We start from the raw sequence: 24,106 nt of genomic DNA on the forward strand, positions 1-24,106 counted from the left end.
CCGGAGTTTTCGTGCCACGACGATGACCTCTCTGTCACTATCGCACGGCAGCGGAAGTCTCCATGGAAGCGCTCTCACGGCCGTTCGTCAACTCGGTCATCGGAGCGTTACCCGCACGGTGTGTGAGATTGTCTGTGCTGTGACACGGACTGCGCTTCTCAACACGGTCACCGACCAGGTGCCCGCTGAAGGCCTGGTCGCGGTCGACGGTGTGGACGGCGCGGGCAAGACGACGTTCTGCGACGACCTGGCGTCAGTGCTTCGCGCGCGAGGGCGTGTTGTGGTGCGGGCCTCCGTGGACGACTTCCACCACCCGCGAGCGATCCGCTGGCAACGCGGCCGGACATCGCCGGAGGGTTTCTTCCTGGACAGCTTCGACAACCGGCGGTTCATCGACCACCTGCTCGTACCGTTCGCCGCCAGGCAACCGTTCCGGCGCGCGAGCCACGACCTCACGACGGACGAGTACGTGGACGCACCGGCCGAGGTCGCGCCGCCGTCCGCGATCCTGCTGGTCGACGGGATCTTCCTGCACCGCGACGAGCTCGTGGAGCACTGGGACTTCTCGGTCTTCCTGTCCGTCGACTTCGCGGTGTCGGTGGCACGCATGGCGGCGCGCGACGGAGGTCCGTCCGATCCGGACGATCCGCACAACCACAGGTACGTTGCCGGCCAACGGTTGTACCTCGCCCAATGCGACCCGGCGGCGAGGGCGAGCCTGGTGATCGACTACAACGATCTCTGCGCTCCGCGCCTGCTTCCCGACTGAAACACCGCGAAAGGGGCGCCGCTGGAGAGCGACGCCCCGTTCTCGCGGCACTAGATCACTTGCCGCTGCGGTACGCCGTCCAGGCGCTCTGCATGCGGGTGTTCTGGCCAGGCGTGAACTGGTTGTAGCAATCGTCGAAGGAATAGTCCATGTAGTTGTGGATCGGGTCCAGCCCCGCCAGCCGGCACGAGTCGCGGCCTTCCGGGCAGCCCGAGGTGGAGCTCTTCTGCGCCGGGGTGTCCGCGACCTCGTCGTTGGTCTTGGTGCAGCCGCCCTGGAACGTGTGCCAGAGGCCCATCCAGTGACCGACCTCGTGCGTGACGGTCTTGCCGAGGTTGAAGTTCACCTCGGAACCGCCCGGGACGGTGGCGTAGTCGATCACGACGCCGTCCATCTTCGGGTCGCCCGAGTACCAGCTCGGGAACGTCGCGAAGCCGAAGCCGTCGATGTCGGCCGACCAGATGTTGAGCGTGGACGCGGTGCCCACGCGGGTCTGGGTCTTCATCGCGCGTTCAGTGGTCGCGTTGTCAGCGCCACCGTTGAACCACGAGTCGTCCTTGTGGTACCTGGTCTCCTGCAACGCGAACGTGAAGCCCGTGTTCGCGGCCACGCCCGGTGCCTCCGCGCCGGCGAAGCCGTCGTTGAGGACCTGGATCTGCTTGGCGATGGTGGCCGCGTCGATCGATCCCTTGCCATCGGCGGTGGTCACGACGTGGAAGACCACGTTGATCGTGCCGCCCGCCGCCAGTGCGGCGACTCCACCGCGCTGGTTGGCCTCCATCACCTTCTTGCGCAGGTCGGCGTTCATCTCCGCCGCCTGGGCGTCGGAGATCTCGTTGCGCTCGTGCCCGCTGCTGCCGGGCCTGCCGCGCGCCGCCGAGTTCTCGTCGACGCACTCCGCCGAGCTGACTGCCGTGGCGGCGGGAGAACCGTCGAGCAGGGTGATCGCGCCCGCCGCGAGCAGACCGGCCACGAGGGCCACGGGGACGCGCTTGTTCGTTTGGAACATTGAACATTCCTCCATGCAGGGTGGAGGAATAGTGACTCACGCATCGGTCCTTTGTGGATCTTGACGTTTCACAGAATACGAACATCGCTCGCCGGAAGGCCGCTCCACCACCGTGCGTAACGCCGGTAGACCTGCGGTTCCCGGTCTCCGAGAAGCTTGCGGAGGGCTGCGGCCTCCTCGGCCAGGCCGGCCCACTGGTCGTCGCTCAAAGCGTGGAAGGCGGTCGCTTCGACGCCGCCGTCCTCGGTCGGACGCCAGACCCCGGCCACGTAGCCGTCGACGAGAAGTGTCGGCAGTGTGTCGCCGTTGTTGCGGATGACGAGCTTGCGGTAGTCGTTCGGGATCATCCGGCTCCGGTCGGCGTAGGCGAGCAACGTGCTGTCCCACATGGCCATCAGGCGCGGCGGCGCCGGGGTGTCTTCGTCCGGGATTGTCCGATTTGGAACGTCGAAGTGGTCACCGACCTTCACCACGTCCAGCGACTCCAGCGCCTCCCGGATCGAGGTGCGCGGCAGCATGCTGAACTGGTTCATGTCCGGAATGGTCGCCGGCCCGAACCCCGTGAGATAGCGGCGCAGCATCTCGGCCAGGCACTCCGGCCGTTCCCGCGACTCGGTCGCTACGGCCTGATAGGACGGTCGCAGCCCGAACGACCACGGCCCACCCGTCGGGGCGTGCACGAGCCCAGCGTACGTCCGCAGCGCCCACCACACGCCGGGCTCACCGACGTCGCCGACGTGCGAGTGCAGCAACTCCTCGATCTCCGCCTTCTGGCGGGGTGTCTCCGCGAACTCCAGCAGGTGCTCCAGCAGCGCGTCGGCCTGCTCGATCGTGATGTCCATGCCCTTGAACCGCTTGTCGTACAGCCGGGACGCGCGCAACGCGGGCAGCATCGCGTGGTGGAACACCTCATGGTCGGCCGCCGTGACCGCGTGCAGGGTGATCCGCATCAGCGACGCCTTGCGGACCGTCCCGCTCGTGAACGCCTCGTCCAGGTCTGCCGGGTTGAAGCCCTCGACCCGGTTCCACAGCGCGATGTACGGCGACGCGGGTTCCTGCGCCTGGATCGCCACCACGCGGCCGACAGCGGCCGGCACGTCCACAGGCTCGCGCCGCAGCAGCATCTGCCGGTCGAGCGTGGCGCGGTTGAGCTGACGTGGCGTGAAGGTCATGCCGGAAATCCTGACTCACCTGAGCTTCGACGGCCACCAGATTCGGCCGCCGATGTCCACCGCCAGCGCGGGCACGAGCAACGACCGCACCAGCAACGTGTCCAGCAGGACGCCGAACGCCACGATGAACGCGATCTGCGTCAGGAACAGGATCGGCAGCACCGCGAGCGCGGCGAAGGTTGCCGCCAGCACCACACCCGCCGACGTGATCACGCCGCCGGTCAGGCTGAGGCCTCTGAGCGTGCCCTCGACCGTGCCCAGCCGCTGGGTTTCCTCACGGACGCGGGTCATCAGGAAGATGTTGTAGTCGATGCCCAGCGCCACCAGGAACACGAACCCGAACAACGGCACCACCGGGTCCGAGCCGGGGAAGTCGAAGATGTGGTTGAACACCAGCGCCGACACGCCCATCGTGGCCGCGAAGGACAGCACGACCGTCGCGATCAGCAACAGTGGCGCGAGCAACGACCTCAGCAACAGCGCCAGCACCAGGAAGATCACCACCAGCACGATCGGGATGATCAGCAACCGGTCGTGCTCGGACGTCGTCCTGGTGTCGAGCAACGTCGCCGTCTGCCCGCCGACCTTCACGTCGCCGATCCCGTGCACCGCCGCACGAATGCGCTCCACCGTCGCCACCGCCGCGTCCGAGTCCGGCGCGTGCTTCAGCGTGGCCTCGACGCGGACCAGTCCTTCTGCCGTGCCGCTGGGCCTGACGTCAGCGACGCCGTCCACTTTGGACTTCTGCACGATCTCCGCCGTCTTGCTCTCCGCCGCGACGATGACGGTCGGGGACCCGGCTCCACCGGGGAAGTGCCTCGACAGCACCTCCTGTCCCGCAACGGATTCGACCTCGGTCAGGAACACGTCGGACTGCGCGGTACCGGATGCCTTGAGCTGCGGCAGGAACGCGGCGCCGACGAGCAGCACGAGCGTCGTGACGATCCAGATCACGCGCGGCCTGCGGCGCACCAGTTCCGCCGTGCGACCCCACAGCCCGCTCGTCTCCGGGTGCGGCGACCCGAGCTTCGGCGCGAACGGCCAGAACGCGGCGCGTCCGGCCAGTGCCAGGGTCGCGGGCAGGAACGTCATCGTCGTCAGCAACGCGGCGCCGATGCCGATGGCGGCCACGGGTCCGAGTCCCTTGTTCGAGTCCAGGTCGCTGAACAGCAGGCACAGCACGCCGAGGACGACCGTGCCGGCGGAGGCCCCGATGGGTTCGATCGTGCCGCGCCACGCCGTGCGGATGGCCGTGTACCTGTCCTGGGTGTCGCGCAGTTCCTCCCGGAATCTCGACACCAGCAGCAACGCGTAGTCCGTCGCCGCACCGAACACGAGGATCGAGAGAATGCCCTGGCTTTGACCGTTCAGCGTCAGCACGTCGTTCTTCGCCAACAGGTACACGACGAAACTGGCGAGCCCCAACGCGAACACCGCCGACACCAGCACGACGATCGGCAGGAGCGGACTCCGGTAGACGACGAGCAGGATCAACACGACCACCGCGCCCGCGACGACCAGCAGCAACCCGTCGATCCCGCCGAACGCCTCCACGAGGTCCGCCACCTGCGCCGCCGGGCCGGTGACCAGCACCTTCAGGCCCTGCGGCGCGCCACGAGCGCCGTCCCTCAGTTCCAGGACGGAGTCACGGACCTCTTTCGCCGGGTTCAGCAGCACGACGAGCTGAGCGGCCTCGCTGTCGTTCGGCGCGGGGATCACCGGCGACGCCTCGAAACCCTCGCCGCGCTCGGCGAGGAACGTCCTGTCCTGCTCGGTCAGCCCGCCCTGCCGTTCGATCACGACGATCGCCGGGATCGCGTTGGCGCGCTGGAACTTCTTCTGCAGCTCGGCGACCTGTGTGGACTCCGCGGAGTTCGGCAGGAACGCGCTGCTGTCGTTCTCCGCGACCTCCGACAGCTTGCCCGCGTACGGCCCGGTGAAGCCGCCCAGGGCCAGCCAGATGACGAGCAGGACCCCGGCCAGGACGCGCATCGACATTTCCTTCGATCGTCGAATTCTCGATCGTCAAACTGTATGCGCTGAGCCTGGTCATGACCGCCCGCTCGCCCATGACACCTGGGCGCGCAAGGCGGTCAGCTGAGCCGTCCCGGTGGCAGCCGCCGTCCGCACACCACCAGCAGGAGGTCCTGGGCGAGCCCGCGCACCGGCGTGCCCTCCCCGAACGTCCAGTCCAGGTCCGTGGCCTCCAGCCGCTTGCCGTCGAGGTCGGCGCCGAAGTACTTGACGTTGCTGGGCTTCATGCCGTCGAGCACCAGCCTCAGCCGCTCTTCGGGAACTCTGCGGTCCAGCCCGAGCGCGACCGTGATGTCGAGGCCGTGGATGACGTCGTGCGAGAGCGCGCCCGTTGCGCCGCCGCCGGGTGGTGTCCACGGGTGGTCGATGTTCGCCCGCAACGTCTCGACCAGGTCGTGCGTGGACAGCGCGGCGGCGTCCTTGCGGGCCATGCGGTCGGACGCGTGGTTGAACCTGCCACCCGACTTCAGCATCTCCAGGAGCACGCGCCAGCCCGACGAGCGGAACGGCAGCGTCGTGTGCGCGACCACCTCCTTGACGCGCCAGCCCTCGCACAGGCTCGGTGCGTCCCACTGCTCCTCGGTGAGCCCCGCGAGGAGTTCTGCCTGGTCACGCCGTTCCGCCGCCACCGCGGCGCGAATGTCTTCAGTCATGCTCGTGTGTACGGACCGTCCGACGAAAACTCATCGGTCCATCCCTGGTGATGGGCTTCACCACCTCGACGTCGAGGTGCTCACCACGACGACCCGCGCTACGCCGCCGCCCGGCAGGCCCTGGCGAACCGGCTGGCGACCTTGCGCACCTGCTCCGGCGACCCGTGCCGGCAATGGGTCCCGGTCAGGGTCACCGCCGTGCCGGCCGGGCAGGTCCGCCAGAACACGGCACTTCCCACTACGGCAGCAGCGAGGTGTGATCACCTTCGGGGCGGACAGGTGACGTCCGACACGGTGACGACGTTCTGGGGAACGAATCCGATGCCGGCCGGGTTGTACGGGATGGTCGTAGAGTTTTGTGTTCGTGTCACCACGCTCGCGGAAACGATGTTGCGGGCGCCTCTTTCTTTACCTTGCAGGACAAGCTGGAGAAGTCGCCGTCTGAAACCCGACCTGGGGATCGCACAGTGCGGCACCCACATCCAGCCCATGTAAGGAAACAGACATGACACAGGGAACCGTGAAGTGGTTCAACTCGGAGAAGGGCTTCGGCTTCATCTCCCAGGAAGGCGGCCCGGACGTCTTCGTGCACTACTCGGAGATCGACGGCTTCGGCTACCGCAGCCTGGAGGAAAACCAGCGCGTCGAGTTCGATGTCAACCAAGGCCCCAAGGGCGCGCAGGCCACCGGCGTCCGCGCCCTCTGAGCCCAGACGGTAGCTGAGAAACCCATGGCACACGGCATGGTGACGTGGTTCGACGCGGGACGAGGCTTCGGTTTCATCTCCCGCGCGGGCTTCGTCTCCCGTGACGACGGTGGCGCCGAGATCTTCGTGCATCACTCCCAGATCAGCGACGACAGCCCCCACCCACTGGGCAAGGGCGACCGGGTGAAGTTCACCCTCCAACCACACCCGCGGGGACTGCGCGCCGCAGACGTCCACCCCGTCTGCTGACACAGCCCAGATCGTGCTCCTATCAGCAGACAAAGCTGACGGAGACACCAAGAACCTGTGCCCTTCAACCGTGTACCGGTTGGGGGCACAGGCCTGTCCCGAACAAGAAGCGTTCCGGTGTGAGGTTTAGGCCGTCTCACCAATGGAAAATCCGCCAGTGAGGTCGCCGTGCTCCTGCGGCGCGGCATAGGGCTCGCTCGGGAGAACAACCTCATCATGTCTGAATCTTCTGTTTCCGCAACACAATCCTCGAAACGTCGCCGTGGCAGCGATTACGCGGAGCTGGCCCGCTGGGTCAGGGATGCGGGGTTGCTGCGTCGACGACACGGCTACTACGCGGCGAGGATCGCGGTCAACGTCTTGCTGCTTGCCGGTGGCGGGGTCGCGTTCGTGGTTCTGGGCGACTCGTGGTGGCAACTGCTCATCGCGGTGCTGTTGGCGGGTGTGTTCACGCAGTTCGCGTTCATCGGTCACGACGCGGGGCATCGGCAGATCTTCGGTTCCCGGCGCGGCAACGACCTCGTCGGATACGCGCACGGTGTGGTCACCGGGATCAGCTACGAGTGGTGGGTCGGCAAGCACAACCGGCACCACGCCAACCCGAACCACGAGGACGAAGATCCCGACATCGAGATTCCCGCGCTCGCGTTCAGCAACGAGCAGGCCCGAACCAAACGCGGGCTGTTGCGGTGGGTGGCCAAGTATCAGGCGTTCCTGTTCTTCCCGCTGCTGCTGGCCGAGGCGGTGATGCTACGCATCGCGAGCGTTCGGGCTGTCCTGCGCCGCGAGGTCAACGCCACCTGGCGGGAAGCAGCGCTGCTGACCACCCACCTGGTGGGTTACCTGGGTGTGGTGTTCCTCGTGCTGTCCCCGCTCAAGGCGGTCCTGTTCATCCTGGTGCACCAGGGATTGATGGGCGTGTACCTGGGATGTTCCTTCGCTCCCAACCACAAGGGCATGCCCATCCTGCGCAAGGACGAGCGACTGGACTACCTGCGCAAGCAGGTGCTCACCTCCCGCAACATCATCGGCGGCCGATGGGTCGACGGCCTGCTCGGCGGACTGAACTACCAGATCGAACACCACCTGTTTCCCAGCATGCCGCGTCCCAACCTGCGCCGCGCCCAGCCACTCGTGCGGGAGTTCTGCCTGCAGCGGGGCATCTCCTACAGCCACTGCGGCCTCGTGAGCTCCTACGCCCAGGTCCTGCGCCACCTGCACGCCGTCGGTGCACCCCTACGCCGGCCTCACCGCCCGGTACAAGCATCTGGCTGACATGCACCCACCGCCGCCGTCCGGGCGGCCACGGCCCTCCTCCACACGCGTCCACAGTGGACTCCAGAACGGTTCGCCGCATTCCCGTCGTGGACGATGGCCGGCCGGTCGGCATGTTCGCACTCGGCGACGCCGCCATCGAGAAGGACCACACTCGGTGCTCGGCGCCGGGCGGCCGCGTCGGTGAGGCGACCGCCCGGCGGGCTGGCTGGCGTCGGCCGGGCGACCTCCGAAAGCAGGTTTCCGCAGCCGTCCGCGCCGGAGCGATGCCCGTGCCGACGCCAGGTGGCCAGGTTGTGCTGTTATCCGCCGACGGGTGTCGCTCTGCTCATCGTGGGCCGGTGACCGCGACCGGAGACTCGTCACGGCCGTGGTCGGCCACCGAAGCCGTGCTCTCGCTCAGCTTGGCGAGCCCATCGGCCGCGGGCAGCGGGCTGTAGATGAGGCTGAGGTGGAGCCCGTACACCCAATGCCAGACGAACACGGTGAGGATGTACGTCCCGCCGGCTTCGAGGCTGAGGAAGCCCGGATCGGTGCCCCGTGCGGGACCGTAGACCTCGGGGGTCATGAACGCGACGCTGATGACGGCGAGCAGGGTGCCGAAGGCCAGTCCTTTGGCCAGGTTGCCGACCAGCGAGTTCCGCCACGGCAGCACGGGGTGAAGGGCACATGCGTAGACCACGGCGAACAGGATGCCGTCGAGGTAGTGGAACACGCCGCCGGTGACGAACTTGGTGAGGGGGGAGGCGAAGGGCACGTAGACCCAGCCGTTCGCGGTGTTCCAGTCGAGCCTGGTCAGCCCGACACCGGGGAACCAGTAACCGAATATGGTCGCCACGTGCGTCGCGACGACGCCGGCGAGCAACGCCGCGGCGACCCGGTGCCCGGTGGCCCAGGTGCGCCACCAGTGGATGCTCTCGTTGTTCGTGCGTGGTGTGCGGCTCTGCGACATCGAAGTGCCGATCCGTGAGAGGTGAGTCCCCCGTTCTTCACGAGGTGAAGACCGGGGTCAGGGCGTCAAGGCTGCCGCGGCGATACGCAAGGTGACGGGTGCCGACGGCAGCGCTGAGGTCTCGTCGAGAGGTGGCGGTGAACAAGGCCCCAGCACTGTTGTTCCGATTATCGGTGTTACTGTATTGTTTATCGGTGCTGACAGTGTGGAGTGGGTGAGCCGACCGCGTCAACAGCTTCGAGCCATTCCTGATCGACACGGCAGCCAGGAGGTCGCAGTCGCGGCCGCCGACTGCCACCGCCGTGCCGCGGCACGGTGAACCGAGGAGCCGCATTGCCCGAGATCTCCAAAACCGCCGATCAAGCGCTCATGCTGCTGCTGAACATCGGCGAGGAGGGGCGCAGCACCGCTGCCGCCCTCGCTGACCGGCTGGGCATGCACCGCACCGTCGCCCACCGGCTCCTGGCCACGCTGGAACGGCGCGGCTTCGTGCGGCGGCAGCCCGGCGGATACGAGCTGGGCATGGTTCTTCGGCACCTTGCGGCAAGCGTGGAACCGGAACTGCTGCAAATCTCGCGGCCCATCATGGAAGAGCTGAGCGCGGCCACAGGGGAGGCCACCGTGCTCAGCATGCGCGAGGGAAACGACCTCGTCACGGCCGACATCGTGCCTGGTCCGCGCCACTTGGTCCGCGTCGCACTGGATCCAGGCTTCAGGCATCCACTGCCCGTGGGTGCGGCCGGCCGCGCGATTCTCGCCTTCCTCCCCGCCGGCGCCCGGCGGCCGGTCGTCGGTTCCAGTCCCAGGCCGGATGCACTGGAAGCGCAGTTGAACGAGATCCGCAAGGCCGGATACGCGCACTCGCGGGACGAGTTGCAGCAGGACGTCAGCGGCATCGCGGTCCCGGTCTTCTCCGCGGGCGCCGTCACCGCGAGCCTGAGCGTGGTCGTCCCCGTCACCCGAAACGCCGTTCTGCAGGACTGTCTCGCCGACACGCTGGCGGCGGCCGCGCGGATGAGCCGCGAGCTGGACGCGGCACACGAGCCGGCCGACTAGAAACACCGCTTTGGGACCGGGCCCCTGGTCGGCATCGCGAGGAGCGCCCAGAAGAGCGGCGTCCGGGTGCCGCCCCGCGCGCAGCGCTGCCTGAACGGCTGGCACCACGTGATACCGATTATCGGTCACCCTTGTCCTATAAACGGGATGCGGTTACGCTCTGCGCAACCGGGGATCCACCGCTTCCCGTGCGGACACGAGCTGCGGCTCCGCAAGCCCCACCAAGGCGCGATGTCCTGCAAGGCATTTGTTCCTGGCGCGCGGCAAGGCCGTGCCGCCCACGCTGAGCGACGCCGGTCGCAGCGCCCGAGAGCCGCTTGCGCGCGGACCGTTCCTGTCCCGCGGCCATCGTCACGAAGGAACCAGTCATGGCGTTCTACCGTCGAGCGGGCGATGTCCCGCCCAAACGGCACACCCAGCACCGCCGCCCGGACGGCGGCCTGTACTACGAGGAACTGGTGGGAGAGGAAGGCTTTGCCACCGACTCCTCACTGCTCTACCACAGCCGCGTCCCGTCAGCCATGATCGACAGTCGGCCCTGGGAGCCGCCGGATCCGGCCACGGTCCCCAACCATCCCCTCAAGCCGCGCCACCTGCGCCTGCACGATCTCTTCCCGGGCCAGGAGTGGCAGGCGCTGGATGTGGTGACCTCCCGGCGGTTGCTGCTGGCGAACGCGGATGTGCGCATCTCCTACGTGGTGGCCGGCAGCCCTTCACCGCTGTACCGCAACGCCATCGGCGACGAGTGCATCTACGTGGAGAGCGGCAGCGCTCGGGTGGAGACGATCTTCGGAACCCTGGATGTCGTCCGCGGTGACTACGTCATCCTCCCGCGCGCCACCACGCATCGCTGGGTGCCGACGGGTGCCGGGCCGCTGCGGGCTTACTGCATCGAGGCCTTCAGTCACATCGCTCCGCCCAAGCGGTACTTGTCGCGGTACGGGCAACTGCTCGAGCACGCCCCGTACTGCGAGCGCGACCTGCGCGGCCCGGACGCGCCGATCCTGGCGACGGATGACGGCGAGGCGGAAGTCCTCGTCAAGCACCGCGGTCCGGGCGCGAACGGGGTCGCCGGCACGATCCTCACCGTTCCTCACCACCCGTTCGACGTGGTGGGCTGGGACGGGTGCCTGTACCCGTACGCCTTCAACATCAACGACTTCGAACCGCTCACCGGCCGGGTCCACCAGCCTCCGCCCGCACACCAGGTCTTCGAAGGGCACAACTTCGTGATCTGCAACTTCGTGCCGCGCAAGGTGGATTACCACCCGCTGGCCGTCCCGGTGCCCTACTACCACTCGAACGTGGACTCCGACGAGGTGATGTTCTACTGCGGCGGGGAGTACGAGGCCCGTGAAGGCTCCGGGATCAGCCAGGGCTCGGTCTCCCTTCACCCGGGCGGGCTTCCCCACGGGCCGCAGCCTGGCGCCCAGGAGCGCAGCATCGGCGTGGAGTTCTTCGACGAACTGGCCGTCATGGTCGACACTTTCCGGCCGCTGGAGCTCGGCGCGGAAGGACTCGCCTGCGAAGACCCCGCCTACGCCTGGACTTGGAGCGTGCGCGGCTCCGACGAGCGACGGCCGGCATGACCGGGGCTGTGGTCGTTTCTCCGCTGTTCGCTCACCTGGTGGACGATGCCGGGCTCTTCCCGCCCGAGGCCCTCACCATGACCGAGGCAACGGCCCGGCACCGCCACGACAGCGCGGCAGGACACCCCGTGCTGACCCACCGGTTCCTGTGCACCACCGGCGATCTGCCCGCGTTCCTGGACGCCCTGCACCCCGAGGACCGCTTCAGCGTCGGACTCATCACGCACCTCGACCCCTCCGCGGTCCGCAGTGCGCTGTCCCGCACAGCCGATGATCCCCGCGTCGAACTCGTGGGCGTCGAAGGACCGCTGCCCTCCGGACCGGACTCCCTGACGGCGGTGATGCGGGCACTGAACGCGCTGGACGACCTACCGCAGCACGCATCGGGGTACATCGAGGTACCGCTGGCCGGTGACCGGCCGCCCCCTGTGGACGTGCTCCGGCTGCTGGGCCGAGGACGCAGGGCGGCCAAGGTGCGCTGCGGCGGCCTGCGAACCGAGCTGTTCCCCAGCTGCCAGAGCCTGGGAGCCTTCGTCCACGCCTGTGTGACCGAAGACGTTCCGTTCAAGGCGACCGCCGGTCTCCACCACGCCGTCCGCTACCGCGATGAGCGGACCGGGTTCATCCACCACGGATTCCTCAACCTGCTCCTGGCGGTGTGCCGGGTGGTGGACGGCGGCACCGGCGAAGCGGCCGTCGCGGTGCTCGGATCCACCGACGCCGAGGCGCTGGCCGCCGAGGCACGCCAGGTGTCCTCGGCCACCGCTGCCGCGGCCCGTGCGCTCTTCGTCGCCTACGGCTCCTGCAGTACCAGCGAACCCATCGATGACCTACGGGCTCTCGGCCTGGTGGCGAAGGAGGACGCCGCATGAACCGCTCCTGGGTACCCGTACCGGGCGGCAGCGACTTCCCCCTGCACAACCTTCCCTACGGCGTGTTCTCCCGTCCCGGGGACGCACCCCGGGTAGGGGTGGCCATCGGCGATGCTGTGCTCGACCTGTCGCGGCTGGACCTGCCCTCAGCCAGCGACTTCGCCGCGGACTCCCTCAACCCCTTCATGTCCCAAGGGCCCGCGGCATGGCACGCGGCCCGTTCCCAGATCACCGAACTCCTGACAGACGTCACCCACCGGCCCGTTGTCGCCCCCCACCTCATCCCGCAAACCGCGGTGCACATGCATCTTCCCTTCCAGGTGGCCGACTACGTCGATTTCTACGCCTCGGAGAACCACGCGACCAACCTCGGCCGGATCTTCCGGCCAGGGCAGGAGCCGCTCTCCGCCAACTGGAAGCACCTGCCCATCGGCTATCACGGCCGAGCGGGCACCGTCGTGGTCTCCGGCACACCGGTGGTGCGCCCCAGCGGGCAGTACGAGCGGCCGGACTCCGCGGCCCCGGTTTTCGGGCCGTCACAGCGATTGGACATCGAGGCCGAGGTCGGTTTCGTGGTGGGAACCCCGTCCCGGTTGGGCCACCCCGTCTCCGCGGCGGACTTCGCTGACCACGTCTTCGGCGTGGTGCTGGTGAACGACTGGAGTGCCCGCGACATCCAGTCGTGGGAATACGTGCCCCTGGGTCCCTTCCTGGGCAAGTCGTTCGCCACCTCCGTCTCCCCCTGGGTGGTGCCCTTGGAGGCGCTCGCCCAGGCACGGGTCAGCCCACGCCAGGACCCGTTCCCCCTTCCCTACCTGGCCGACGGTCGCCGGTGGGGCCTGGACCTCACGATGGAGGTCCGGCTCAACGGGCACCTGATTTCCCGGCCTCCGTTCGGCACCGCGTACTGGACCCCCGACCAGCAACTGGCCCACATGACCGTCAACGGCGCATCCCTGCGCACGGGCGACCTCTACGCATCCGGCACCATCTCCGGACCCCGCCGCGACCAGCGCGGCTCGCTGATCGAACTCACCTGGAACGGCACTGAGCCGTTGGAGCTGCCCGACGGCTCCCGCCGGACCTTCCTGCGTGATGGTGACACGGTCGCCATCAGCGCCGTCACCCACTTCGCCAACGGCACCAGCCTCGGCTTCGGACAAGTCACCGGAACCATCGAGCCGACCGTCGCACCCCTTATGGAGAAAACATGGACAAAGTCGTCTCGTCCGCGGAGGAAGCCGTCGCCGACATCCCCAGCGGAGTGACGATGGCGGTCGGCGGCTTCGGACTGTGCGGCATCCCCCGGGAACTGATCGATGCGCTGCACCGGTCCGGGGTCGGCGATCTGCACGTGGTCTCCAACAACTGCGGCGTCGACGACTGGGGCCTGGGCGTGTTGCTGGCCGACAAGCGGATCACCAGGATGACCAGTTCCTACGTCGGGGAAAACAAGGAGTTCGCCCGCCAGTTCCTGGCCGGGGAACTGGAAGTGGAACTGATCCCGCAGGGCACGCTCGCCGAAAAGCTCCGCGCCGGCGGATGCGGCATCCCCGCCTTCTACACCGCCTCCGGTGTGGGCACACCGGTCGCCGATGGCGGCGTCCCGTGGAAGTACCACGCTGACGGAACAGTCGCCATCGCCTCACCACGCAAGGAAACCCGCAGCTTCACCCTCGGCGGCCGGACCAGGGACCACCTGCTGGAGGAGTCCCTCATGTGCGACGTCGGCCTGGTCCACGCCGCGGCGGGAGACCGACACGGCAACCTGGTCTTCCACGCCTCGGCCCGCAACTTCAACCCACTGTGCGCGATGGCCAGCCGACTGACGATCGCCCAGGTCGAGCGCCTCCTCGAACCCGGTGAACTGGACCCCGACCGAGTGCACCTGCCGGGCGTGTTCGTGCAGCGCGTGGTCGTCGTCGGCAGCGAAACCGAGAAGCGGATCGAGCGCACCACGGTGCGGCCGCACCAGACCACATCAGCGGGAGGCCAGGCATGACGCGGAGGCTGACACGCGAGCAGATGGCCGCCAGGGCGGCCGCCGAACTGGCCGACGGGACCTATGTGAATCTCGGCATAGGTCTGCCGACCCTGGTGCCCAACCACGTGCCGCCGGGCGTTGACGTGGTGTTGCAGTCGGAGAACGGCATCCTCGGCGTGGGCCCCTATCCGTTCACGGGCGGGGAGGACGCCGATCTGATCAACGCGGGCAAGGAGACGGTGACGACCCTGGCCGGCGCATCCTTTTTCGACTCCGCCACCTCCTTCGGCATGATCCGGGGCGGCCACATCGACACGGCCGTCCTCGGCGCCCTGCAGGTCTCGGCCACCGGCGATCTGGCCAACTGGATGATCCCGGGCAAGATGGTCAAGGGAATGGGCGGAGCGATGGACCTCGTCCACGGCGCGGCGCGGGTGGTCGTCCTGATGGAACACACCGCCAAGGACGGCTCGCCCAAAATCGTCCGCACGTGCACCTTGCCCTGCACCGGCCGACAGGTGGTCGACCGTGTCATCACCGACATGGCCGTCCTCGACGTCACCCCCGATGGACTGCTGCTGCGCGAAGTAGCCGCCGGCTTCACCGTCGAGGACGTGTGCGAGGCCAGCGAGGCAGAGCTCCTCGTGCCCCGTGAACCCGCAACCATGCGGACCTCAGGGTCTTCGGCGACACCCTGACCAGCGGTCCGCAATACGAGGCTGCTGGCTCGCGTCAACGCCGATGACCGCCGCTTTCACAAAGCGGCGGTCATCTTGTCTTCCTGCATGGTGGCAGTTCACAGTTCGCGGACGAGCCTGAAACCGAACATGTTGACACGGGTCTCGGAGGAGAGGTAGCCGCTGCGGTAGGCGATGCGCAGGTTCTGCGGCTGGTAGTTCCAGGCCCCGCCACGCACGACGACGAACGGCGCCTCGCCGTGCCGCACAGAGGCGTCGGCCGTCGCACCCTCCAGGCTGTCCACCCACGTGTCTGCAACGAACTCACGGGCGTTACCGGTGACGTCGTACAGGCCGAAGGCGTTGGGCTTGAACGATCCGACAGGAGCGGTGTAGGCGAAGCCGTCACGGACACCCACGTGCGGCCACTCACTGCTGCTGCCAGCGACCCAGAAATGGTTGGTGGTATACGCGTCCTCGTCGTAGGTGTTGGCGTATCGGCCGGCGTCGGCGAGCTGGTCCCCCCAGAAGAACGGCGTCTGGCTGCCGGCGCGGGCGGCATACTCCCACTCGCCCTCTGTCGGCAGCCGGTACGTCTTCCCGGTGCGCTTGGACAGCCACGCGGCGAAGGCCTCGGCATCGTTCTTCGTGATGCCGACGACCGGATGGTCGTCCGTCTGCGGGAACCCGGGATCCAGGTGGTTCAGCTCTGGCCGGAAGTCCATCGACGACTGCTGGTTCGGCAGCCAGGTCCGCATCCCCTGCGCGGGCTCGTAGCCGGTCTCCTTCACGAACTGCTGGAACTGGGCAACCGTCACCTCCTTCTGTCCCACGGCGATCGCCTTGCCGACCGTCACCTGAAGCTGCGGGAGCTCGAAGTGTCGCCGCACCACGGGCACACCGAACGCCTCCTGCTCCTCCGCCATGGCGCCCGCGGTGTAACTCCCAGGCGGCACAACCACCATGTTCATCGCAGTCGGCTCCTTGGCGTCGGCGAAGACGGTGCCCGCCGGGGTGGTCACGCCCACTTCGGCTCCACCGGGAACCGCCGGGCGGACCGGCTTTCGCAGCGGGTCGGGACTGCGAAGGTGGCGCAGGACTTCCCCGATCTCGGTCGACCACTCCGCGAGGGAAGCACGCATCAGGGAGGGCGTGTCCAGGACGGACGGGGTGTACCCCGGATCGGAGCTCACTCGTACCCAGTAGTCCGCTTCCGCGGCGAGCCGTTCGAGCTGCTCGTTGAACGCACCGGCGCGAGGGACCGCGGACGGCCGCTCGCTCCGGACGCGCAGCAGGTCGGCCAGCACCGTGTCGACCGCCTCGTCGATCGGGGGATATGTGGCGTCGGCAGAGCCTCGCCACGTGAGTTCGTTCTGCAGCCGGGTGAGCGACGCTTCAAGTGCTGTCACCGGCTGACCGATCGACTGAAGGGGGCTGCTGTGAGCCGCGGTGGCCGGAACCGGCATGGCCGTGTTGAGTGCGATGAGCACGATGGCAGTTCGGATGGCTTTCATTGCGCCTTTTCTGCTCGCAGTGCGAGTGAACTCGGGGACGGCGCCGACCGCGCGGCGCCTTCCTGATCGTCCAGTGCCGGTCATGCCTCGCAGTCCGGTTCGGGGGCGACGTCGAACGCCGTTCCCATGGCGGCGGAGGAGATGACGGCAAAGGAATGCGGTCCTGTCAGCGACAGCGCCACCGCCGCCGGGTCATCGGCTACCGAGACCGGGGCGTACCCGAGGGCCGCCGAGGAGACGGGGAACGCGGAGGCGCTGACGACTACTGCGCCATTGCAGCGTGACACCTGCAGAGTACGAGAATCCCGTTTATAGAACAAGCCATGCCGATAATCGGTATTTTGCGTATGGCTGGCGATCTCTCAGGGGCCTCCCAGCCAGCGCAACGCACCCGTGGGTGGCGGGGTTCCTCGGGTTGCCTCTGGCAGCCGCCTGGCAGGCCACACAGAACGTCTGGACGACGTTGCCGTGGGGTCTCGTGCGGCACCGTTCGCGGGCTCGTGGGACATGAGCTCTGTGGCGACGATCTTCGTGTGCTGAACGGGAAACTGGCTCAGCCTGGGAACAGCAAAACGGTTGTGCAGTGTTACGCGTGATGTCTGGCATCACGTGGCGGTGACCGAGGTTCGGGGCTTGGTCCGCAGTCGATGCCGACACCCGCGACCGGTCGCGACGGGGGTACGCCGAGATTGCATCTGGCCGGCTTGTTGAGACAGCTCATGCTGACCATTGACCGACGCGGGCGGAGTGTGCGGCTCATCGGCGTTGAGCCGTGCTGAGGAGGCTCGCCTTGATACCTCCGCGACCCGCTCGCGCTCGTCAACCGATCTGGAGACCGGGTCGAGGTTGAAGTTGGCGACGACGCTTGCGGCGGGTGAGAGGGAGACCGGACAATCGCTCGACGTGGTGGACACGGCCGACCTCGAAAACGCTGCCGAACTGGCCTTGACGGCATTCTGCTGGTGGCGTGCCGACCTCCCGCGGGAAGTGTGCGAGGCCTACTGGCGCGACGTACACGGGATCATGTTCGCCCGCGTTCCCGGTCTGTGGCAGTACAGGCAGCTGCGCCTCGCGGCCAACCGCCCCGATCTCTTTCCGACGGTTCAGACCATCTCGTTCGACGCGCCGGACGTGGCTCAGCCTCACGGCATGCCGCATGCGCTTTTCCTTTCCGAGGCCGACCTGGCCGTGTTCGGCGGCAATCCGCTCGCGCAGGAAACCATCCCCAACGACGCACACAACTTCATCGGCCGCATCGGTGCCCTGCTGTCGCCTCCCAGCGGCGTCGGCCGCACACTCGTCGACCGCATCAACGATCCCGCGATGCAGGGCTCTCCCCCAGTCCCCACTTTCGTGCTCTGCTTCGTCCCACGAACGGGAGCCGCGTCGGTCGAGGCGTTCCATCGCTACCTGACCGAGCACATCGCGCGCCCGTGGAGCGGGCATCCGGACGTCATGCGCGTGCGTGTCGAGCCGCTTCCCCCTTATGACCTGTCGGCAATGCGCTCGCCCGGCGTGCCGCACCAATGGCCGAACGACGAGACCTACCTCGGCTGGATCGAGCTCGCGGTGCGGACCGAGGGCGTGCTCGGCGATCTCCTGGCGGGCACGGCCGCCGACGAACTCGCCGAACAGGTCATGGCCGTCCACACCTACCCGGTCCGCGAGGTCTACACGATCATCTCCGCGGGACGGCCGACCGAGGTCGGTCTGCGCGGCTGTCCAGCGGTGCAGACGATCATCGCCGCAGGCGCGAGCAATCAGCGCAGTGAGGCCGTCCTGAACCTCCTCTTCGGCGATGCCGTGCGCGGGCTGGACCGACTCAGGCGGCAAACCTGACCACATCGCGGCGCGGGACGTGGGCCGGCAGCTTTCGCCGATCCGGATGTCCTCGAGTTCCATGCCGCCGACCTCCACCAGCGTGGCCTTACCAGAACCACGATCACCAAAGACCGGGCAAGTAAGTCCACAACGGACCGATCGATTCTGACAGCGGACAAGAAGCCACTGGAGGACGGTCTGCCGAAAGTGAATCCAGCGGACCATGCCGGTGAGTGGGATCTTCAGGGAACCACCGTGAAGATCAACCCCGATCTTCAAGGGGCTTGGGCCTCGTGCTCTTCGGCTAGGGCGTCGTCGATCTGGCGCAGGTCTTCCAGCAGGTCAGGACGGTTCGCGTATCGCCGAAGCACCTCCAGCCGCATGCCTGCAAAGCCAGAACTGGCCCTGGCTCAACACTGACCACGCTGCCGATCTGATGCGCGATCGGTGCCGGCGAGTGTGATCGGTACTTGTGGATCACGCTGACGGTGTCGGCTGGCCGGACTTCGTTTGCTGTGCCGGATGACTTGCCCCGCAACCTGGACCACGTCCATGGCAGCCCGCCCGCTGGAGGGTCGCCGCCCAACCGCTGGTCGTGGTCCGACCCGGCCGGTGGTTGATGGGAAGTCTGCTAACGCATCGGTGACTGTCGGCCCCCCTCGTGGGTATCCGATCTGTGGCGCGATCGGGCGCCCTGACCGGAGGAGTGAGTCGCGAGATGGCCATCGACCGCGGAGCCGTCGGCTGATGTGCGGCCGGTACGCGAGCACGACCAGCGACGCCGAGATCGTTGACGCGTTCGCTGTGGCCGATGTCGAAGGTGAGGAGCTCCCGCCGTCCTGGAACGTCGCGCCGACCCAACAGTCCCGCGTCGTCCTCGAGCGGGTGCCGCGGGAGAACCGCGACGCAGAACCGGTGCGGCAGCTGCGATCGCTCACCTGGGGCCTCGTGCCGTCATGGGCCAAGGAGGTCAAGCTCGGTCGGCTGATCAACGCCCGCAGCGAGACCGTCACCCAGAAGCCGGCGTTCAAGGCCGCCGCCGCGCGACGCCGCTGCCTGATCCCGGCATCGGGCTACTACGAGTGGGAGAAACGCAAAGACCGCAAGACCAAGGTCCCACACTTCCTGCACTACCCGATGACGAGCTGCTGGCGTTCGCCGGCCTGTACGAGCTACGCCTGGACGAGAATCGTCCCGCCGACGATCCCGACCGATGGCTGTGGACCTACACGATCCTCACCACCAGCGCACCGGACGCGGCCGGCCACGAGCACGACCGCACGCCGCTCCTCATACCGCCGGATCTGCGCGACGACTGGCTCAACCCCGATCTCACCGACCTCGACCAGGTCCGCGATCTGCTCGAATCGATACCGCAGCCGGTGCTGCATCCTTACGAGATCAGCACCGCGGTGAACAACCCGCGCAACAACGGCCCGGAGCTCATCGCACCGGTCTAGCGGGCGTTCGCCCCGCAGCGGCGGGCGTCGAGGACATCGTCGGCTGTGAACATCAACTCGGACGCGCGACAGCACCCACGCACCTCATACCAGGTCACTGGTACGGACACCATCGGATGGTCGCGGCCCGCGCGGCGAGCACGGCGCGATCGTTGTCTTCCTTCCACCGCAACGGAAACGGTGACCAGGTGGCCGACTCTGCTGAAGGCCGCAGCTGCGCCACGCCGGTGACCTCACGGACAGGCATCAGGCACGGCCGGAACCTGCCCACTGCCACACGGAGAATTCTCTCATCCACAGAATTCCATGTCCCGCACCGGTTCAGTGACCAGGCTCAATCGTCAGGCTTTCGCAAGGACCGCGCCGCCATTTCGTCAATAGTCTTACCAACAGCCGCCGCACAGCTGCAGTCGAAGGGACGACCCATGCTGACCGCGATGACGGCAGCGGCTCTCGCGCTGGCCGCGTTCACACCCGCAGACGCCGCCGACACACCTCCCGGGCGAGTCACCATCGACGTGGTGACCGTCAACGGTTCCGGCTGCCCGGCCGGCACCGCCGCGGTCGCGCCCGCCGCCGACAACACGGCGTTCACCGTGACCTACAACGAGTTCCTCGCCCAGAGGGGAGTCGGTGCCAAGCCCACCGACTTCCGCAAGAACTGCCAGCTCAACCTCAGAGTCAACGTGCCGCAGGGCTTCACCTACGGCATCGCCCAAACCGACTACCGCGGCTTCGGCCACCTCGAACGCGGAGCGAGCGGTGTGCAGAAGGCCAGCTACTACTTCCAGGGCATGTCGGACACCAGGCGCAAGACGCACAACTGGAAGGGCCCGCTGAGCGACGACTGGCAGGCCACCGACAAGGTCGAGGTCGCCGCGATCGTCTACCACCCGTGCGGTGAACGGCGAAACTTCAACATCAACACCGAACTGCGGGTCGCCGCCGGAACCTCGGATCCCAAGAAGACCACCAGCTTCATGTCGATGGACTCCACCGACGGCTCCATCGAGACCAAGTACCACTTTTCCTGGAAGCGCTGCCCGTAGCCGAGTTGCGTTGCGTGCGGTCCTGGTCTGCCCAGGACCGCACGCAGCGGCGTCGACGTACCTCGCCTGGCGATCAAGGAACATGTCCAGTCCGTCGCCGCCGACGTGACCAACCACGATCCGTCGTCCGTCGAACGTCCAGTCCAGGTCCGTGGCCTCCAGCCGCTTGCCGTCGAGGTCCGCTCCGAAGTACGGACGTGGCCCGGCTTCACGCAACCGAGCACTCAGCAGCCGCGGGGCACAAACGCGAGAATAGTTCAAATATCTGACAACGTTCCCAGCACGCGCTCACCAAATCACCCGATTGGCCTCAAACATCGTAGTTCTGCGAATCGGAACGCCATTGGCATGGACCATTCGCACACCAACGCCGCAGGCCACGAGGGCGCGTCGCAAAACGAGCACGTGAAGTACCGGAAATCGTTGCTCCATTCGATAACCCCTCGCCCGGCCGGAAGGGGTTGCGCACATGACTAGTCTTGGCGATCTCAATTGATCCTGGATTTACGAGCCTTTCCGTCCAGGTGCATGACGAAGGACACGGAGTTTCCGGGGACCTCCGCATTCCGGTACCTAAAGAATGCGCACAGGAAGCGTGCCGACACCGATGACTGAGACCGGCGGCAGACCGTTGCACGACAATTACGGCCCGGAGGCCCGCACCGCTGTTGAACGTGAGGGCCAGCTACCGACAACCGGGTGGGAACGCGAGGTCGCGCGCGGCCTCGAGCTCGGGCTCCCCGCAGCTGACTCCATTGTGGACAGACGTATTCCGACCTTCTCCCGCGGGGAGCTGCCGCACTTCGCGGGCATCAACACCTTTCTCAAGGCGCCGTTCGTGGAGGACGTCCGCACGTGCGGCGAGTACGACGTGGTCGTGCTCGGCGCGCCGTTCGACGGCGGTACCACCTACCGGCCAGGCACCCGGTTCGGGCCGCAGGGCATCCGCAAGATCTCCGCGCTGTACGGGCCGTACAACTTCGAGCTCGGCGTGGACCTCCGCGAGTCCATCACCATCGCGGACGTCGGCGACGTGTTCACCATTCCCGGCAACATCGAGAAGACTTTCGACCAGATCAGCAAAGCCGTCGGTCACGTGTACGCGTCGGGCGCCTTTCCCGTGGTGCTCGGGGGCGACCACTCGATCGGCTACCCCACCGTGCGCGGTGTTTCAGAGCATCTGCGGGGAAATCTGGGCATCATCCACTTCGACCGGCACGTGGACACCCAGGAGACCGACCTCGACGAGCGGATGCACACCACGCCGTGGTTCCACGCGACGGACATCCCGAACGTGCCGGCCCGCAACCTCGTCCAGATCGGCATCGGCGGCTGGCAGGCGCCTCGCCCCGGCGTGAAGACCGGTCGCGAGCGCGGCACCACGATCATGACGGTGACCGACTGCGTGGAGATGGGCATCGAGGCCGCCGCGCAACGGGCACTGGATGTGGCGTGGGACGGCGCCGAGGCGTCTGGCTCAGCTTCGACGTCGACTGCCTCGACGCCGCGTTCGTGCCCGGCACCGGGTGGCCGGAGCCTGGTGGGTTCCTGCCTCGCGAGGTGCTCAAGTTCATCCAGCTGGTGGCCGCGCAGCCGCTCGCCGGCATCGAGGTCGTCGAGTGCTCTCCCCCGTACGACCACGCGGAGATCACGTCGTTGATCGCCACCAGGGTCGTTTGCGACACCCTCGGCTGTCTCGTCCGCGCGGGCCATCTGCCCCGGACTGCGGGCGCATAGCCCTCCCCCACAACGGAATCTCACAGGAGTTCGGTTTGATTTCCCGCTGCATCAACCGTTTCTTGGTCGTGCTCGTGTTGCTGTGCTCCACGGCCTGCACATCGACCCCGACGTCCGCCGGCAGGACAACGCTGGGGTTGAGTGCGTGGCCCGGCTGGTTCCCGTGGCAGGTCGCCCAGGAACAGGGGCTTTTCCAGCGCAACGGCATCGACGTCGAGCTGAAGTACTTCGACAGCTACACCGACAGCCTCAACGCGTTGTCGAGCGGTGCGATCGATGCCAACAGTCAGACGCTCAACGACACGCTCGCGTCGGTCAGCGGTGGCGCACAGCAGACGATCATCCTCGTCAACGACAACTCCACCGGCAACGACCAGGTGATCGCCCGCGACGGCATCTCGGGCGTCGCCGACCTGAAAGGCAAGAAGGTCGCCGTCGAGCAGGGCACCGTCGACCACTACCTGCTGCTGCTCGCATTGACAGAGGCCGGTCTCTCGCAGAAGGACATCGAGCTGGTGCCGCTCGCCACCGACGCGGCGGCGGCGGCCTTCGTCGCGGGAAAGGTCGACGCGGTCGGCGCCTTCGCGCCGTTCACCACCACCGCGCTGCAGCGCGCCGGCAGCCGCGCGATCGTGACCTCCGCCGAGTTTCCCGGCGCCATCCCCGACCACCTCGTCGTGTCCCGCGCGTTCGCGAAGAACCGCCCGGAGGCGGCGCAGGCGTTGGTGAACACGTGGTTCGACACGCTCGAATGGATCAAGCAGAACAACGGCCAGGCCGTCGAGATCATGGCCAGACGCGGCGGCGTGAGCACCAGCGACTACCGGAGCTACGACGCGGGCACCACCATCTTCACGTTGCGGCAGAACATCGACGCGTTCACGCCGGGCGTCACACCCACGCATCTCAACCACCAGGCCGGCCAGATCGCGGACTTCATGGTGAGCACAGGCCTCACGCCGAACCGGCCCTCGCTGGACGGGCTGTTCGACGACAGGTTCGTCAAGGCGGTGCGGAGATGAGGTCCGCGCTGGCCGACCGCTCGGCAGACGTCCGGGCCTCGTGGCCGCCGCTGCCGCGCCGCTCCCGCCCGCCCCGCACGGTGCTCACCATCCGCACACCGATCTCCCGCCGCGCCAAGACCGCACTCACCGTCGGATCACTGGCCGTGCCGTTCTCCTTCTGGGTGTTGCTCAGCGCAAGCGGCGCCGTGCCCGCCACGTTCCTGCCGTCGCCGGGCGCTGTGCTGTCCGCCGGCTGGGAGATGGCGCGCTCGGGAGAACTTGCCGTCGACATGTGGGCGACCACCCGACGTGTGCTGGAGGGCTTCGGGCTCGCCGTGCTGGTGTCCGTGCCGCTCGGCGTCCTGATGGGCACGTTCCACGCAGGGCAGGCGGCGTTCGAGCCGGTGATCGGGCTGCTGCGGTACCTGCCCGCGGGCGCGTTCATCCCGTTGCTCATCATCTGGCTCGGGCTCGGCGAGCCCTCCAAGATCGCGATCCTGTTCATCGGCACGGTCTTCTTCAAC

The 24,106-nt window shown here is 67.4% G+C and carries 22 protein-coding genes and 2 pseudogenes; 17 read left to right on the top strand and 7 right to left on the bottom strand.

The features are described from left to right. The first annotated feature begins 139 nt into the window (after positions 1-139). The gene (locus FXN61_RS30290; RefSeq protein ID WP_223165661.1) at positions 140-769 is read left to right on the top strand and encodes a nucleoside/nucleotide kinase family protein; all 630 of its coding nucleotides are present in this window, start codon (positions 140-142) and stop codon (positions 767-769) included. A gap of 55 nt (positions 770-824) precedes the next feature. Here the strand turns inward: FXN61_RS30290 and FXN61_RS30295 are convergent, their stop codons facing one another. The 4 genes from FXN61_RS30295 to FXN61_RS30310 form a co-directional block, all read right to left on the bottom strand. Then, positions 825-1,778: a zinc metalloprotease gene (locus FXN61_RS30295; protein ID WP_167977415.1), complete on the bottom strand. Its 954-nt coding sequence runs from the start codon at positions 1,776-1,778 to the stop codon at positions 825-827. Positions 1,779-1,846: 68 nt separating this feature from the next. Then, the gene (locus FXN61_RS30300; protein ID WP_167977416.1) at positions 1,847-2,950 is read right to left on the bottom strand and encodes a winged helix DNA-binding domain-containing protein; all 1,104 of its coding nucleotides are present in this window, start codon (positions 2,948-2,950) and stop codon (positions 1,847-1,849) included. Between the two features lie 15 nt (positions 2,951-2,965). Then, positions 2,966-4,948, bottom strand: coding sequence for an MMPL family transporter (locus tag FXN61_RS30305; protein WP_376770771.1), 1,983 nt, complete (start codon positions 4,946-4,948; stop codon positions 2,966-2,968). Positions 4,949-5,043: 95 nt separating this feature from the next. After that, a complete protein-coding gene (locus tag FXN61_RS30310; protein WP_167977418.1) occupies positions 5,044-5,637 on the bottom strand; it encodes a maleylpyruvate isomerase family mycothiol-dependent enzyme in 594 nt (197 codons plus the stop codon). A gap of 505 nt (positions 5,638-6,142) precedes the next feature. Here FXN61_RS30310 and FXN61_RS30315 point away from each other — a divergent pair. The 3 genes from FXN61_RS30315 (at position 6,143) to FXN61_RS30325 (ending at position 7,867) form a co-directional block, all read left to right on the top strand. Then, positions 6,143-6,343: a cold-shock protein gene (locus tag FXN61_RS30315; protein WP_167977419.1), complete on the top strand. Its 201-nt coding sequence runs from the start codon at positions 6,143-6,145 to the stop codon at positions 6,341-6,343. Positions 6,344-6,367: 24 nt separating this feature from the next. Then, positions 6,368-6,592, top strand: coding sequence for a cold-shock protein (locus tag FXN61_RS30320; RefSeq protein ID WP_167977420.1), 225 nt, complete (start codon positions 6,368-6,370; stop codon positions 6,590-6,592). 216 nt (positions 6,593-6,808) lie between these two features. Further along, complete coding sequence (locus FXN61_RS30325; RefSeq protein ID WP_167977421.1) at positions 6,809-7,867, top strand: fatty acid desaturase family protein; 1,059 nt, start codon at positions 6,809-6,811, stop codon at positions 7,865-7,867. Between the two features lie 328 nt (positions 7,868-8,195). On the opposite strand, the gene FXN61_RS30330 is transcribed toward FXN61_RS30325, so the two are convergent. After that, complete coding sequence (locus FXN61_RS30330) at positions 8,196-8,819, bottom strand: hypothetical protein (protein WP_167977422.1); 624 nt, start codon at positions 8,817-8,819, stop codon at positions 8,196-8,198. 333 nt (positions 8,820-9,152) lie between these two features. Between FXN61_RS30330 and FXN61_RS30335 the strand changes: the two genes are divergently transcribed. The 6 genes from FXN61_RS30335 (at position 9,153) to FXN61_RS30360 (ending at position 15,018) form a co-directional block, all read left to right on the top strand. After that, on the top strand, positions 9,153-9,875 hold the full coding sequence (locus FXN61_RS30335; protein WP_167977423.1) for an IclR family transcriptional regulator: 723 nt from the start codon (positions 9,153-9,155) through the stop codon (positions 9,873-9,875). 368 nt (positions 9,876-10,243) lie between these two features. Beyond that, positions 10,244-11,464, top strand: coding sequence for a homogentisate 1,2-dioxygenase (locus FXN61_RS30340; RefSeq protein ID WP_167977424.1), 1,221 nt, complete (start codon positions 10,244-10,246; stop codon positions 11,462-11,464). After that, on the top strand, positions 11,461-12,336 hold the full coding sequence (locus FXN61_RS30345) for a hypothetical protein (protein ID WP_167977425.1): 876 nt from the start codon (positions 11,461-11,463) through the stop codon (positions 12,334-12,336). Before FXN61_RS30340 ends, FXN61_RS30345 begins: the two co-directional genes overlap by 4 nt. Beyond that, positions 12,333-13,604 (top strand): fumarylacetoacetase, encoded by a 1,272-nt coding sequence (gene fahA, locus FXN61_RS30350; RefSeq protein ID WP_167977426.1) that lies wholly within the window; start codon positions 12,333-12,335, stop codon positions 13,602-13,604. Before FXN61_RS30345 ends, fahA begins: the two co-directional genes overlap by 4 nt. Beyond that, positions 13,547-14,338 carry a CoA transferase subunit A gene (locus tag FXN61_RS30355; RefSeq protein WP_167977427.1) on the top strand — a complete coding sequence of 264 codons (792 nt, stop codon included), beginning with the start codon at positions 13,547-13,549 and terminating at the stop codon, positions 14,336-14,338. The genes fahA and FXN61_RS30355 overlap by 58 nt, the downstream gene beginning before the upstream one ends. Continuing rightward, positions 14,335-15,018 carry a 3-oxoacid CoA-transferase subunit B gene (locus tag FXN61_RS30360; RefSeq protein ID WP_188135638.1) on the top strand — a complete coding sequence of 228 codons (684 nt, stop codon included), beginning with the start codon at positions 14,335-14,337 and terminating at the stop codon, positions 15,016-15,018. The genes FXN61_RS30355 and FXN61_RS30360 overlap by 4 nt, the downstream gene beginning before the upstream one ends. A gap of 98 nt (positions 15,019-15,116) precedes the next feature. Here the strand turns inward: FXN61_RS30360 and FXN61_RS52970 are convergent, their stop codons facing one another. Next, entirely contained in the window at positions 15,117-16,406 is a 1,290-nt protein-coding gene (locus FXN61_RS52970; RefSeq protein WP_167977428.1) for a formylglycine-generating enzyme family protein, read from the bottom strand. A gap of 185 nt (positions 16,407-16,591) precedes the next feature. Further along, a complete protein-coding gene (locus FXN61_RS30370) occupies positions 16,592-16,798 on the bottom strand; it encodes a hypothetical protein (RefSeq protein WP_167977429.1) in 207 nt (68 codons plus the stop codon). A gap of 565 nt (positions 16,799-17,363) precedes the next feature. Between FXN61_RS30370 and FXN61_RS30375 the strand changes: the two genes are divergently transcribed. The 7 genes and pseudogenes from FXN61_RS30375 to FXN61_RS30400 all read left to right on the top strand — a co-directional run. Continuing rightward, complete coding sequence (locus tag FXN61_RS30375) at positions 17,364-18,350, top strand: NADPH-dependent FMN reductase family protein (protein ID WP_167977430.1); 987 nt, start codon at positions 17,364-17,366, stop codon at positions 18,348-18,350. Between the two features lie 729 nt (positions 18,351-19,079). Continuing rightward, a pseudogene (locus FXN61_RS56565) lies at positions 19,080-19,792 on the top strand (SOS response-associated peptidase). A 425-nt stretch (positions 19,793-20,217) separates the two neighbouring features. Continuing rightward, on the top strand, positions 20,218-20,841 hold the full coding sequence (locus tag FXN61_RS30385; RefSeq protein WP_167977431.1) for a DUF4360 domain-containing protein: 624 nt from the start codon (positions 20,218-20,220) through the stop codon (positions 20,839-20,841). 607 nt (positions 20,842-21,448) lie between these two features. Continuing rightward, positions 21,449-22,234, top strand: a pseudogene (locus FXN61_RS30390) (agmatinase family protein); the annotation flags it as partial. Positions 22,235-22,353: 119 nt separating this feature from the next. Beyond that, positions 22,354-22,578 (top strand): arginase family protein, encoded by a 225-nt coding sequence (locus FXN61_RS56570; protein ID WP_376770772.1) that lies wholly within the window; start codon positions 22,354-22,356, stop codon positions 22,576-22,578. Between the two features lie 68 nt (positions 22,579-22,646). Next, positions 22,647-23,600: an ABC transporter substrate-binding protein gene (locus FXN61_RS30395; protein WP_312878098.1), complete on the top strand. Its 954-nt coding sequence runs from the start codon at positions 22,647-22,649 to the stop codon at positions 23,598-23,600. After that, positions 23,597-24,106: ABC transporter permease (locus FXN61_RS30400; protein WP_376770773.1), on the top strand; the 510-nt coding region annotated here is incomplete at its 3' end. The genes FXN61_RS30395 and FXN61_RS30400, both read left to right, overlap by 4 nt.

It is taken from the genome of Lentzea indica, from assembly GCF_012184385.1.
GTDB lineage: Bacteria > Actinomycetota > Actinomycetes > Mycobacteriales > Pseudonocardiaceae > Lentzea > Lentzea indica.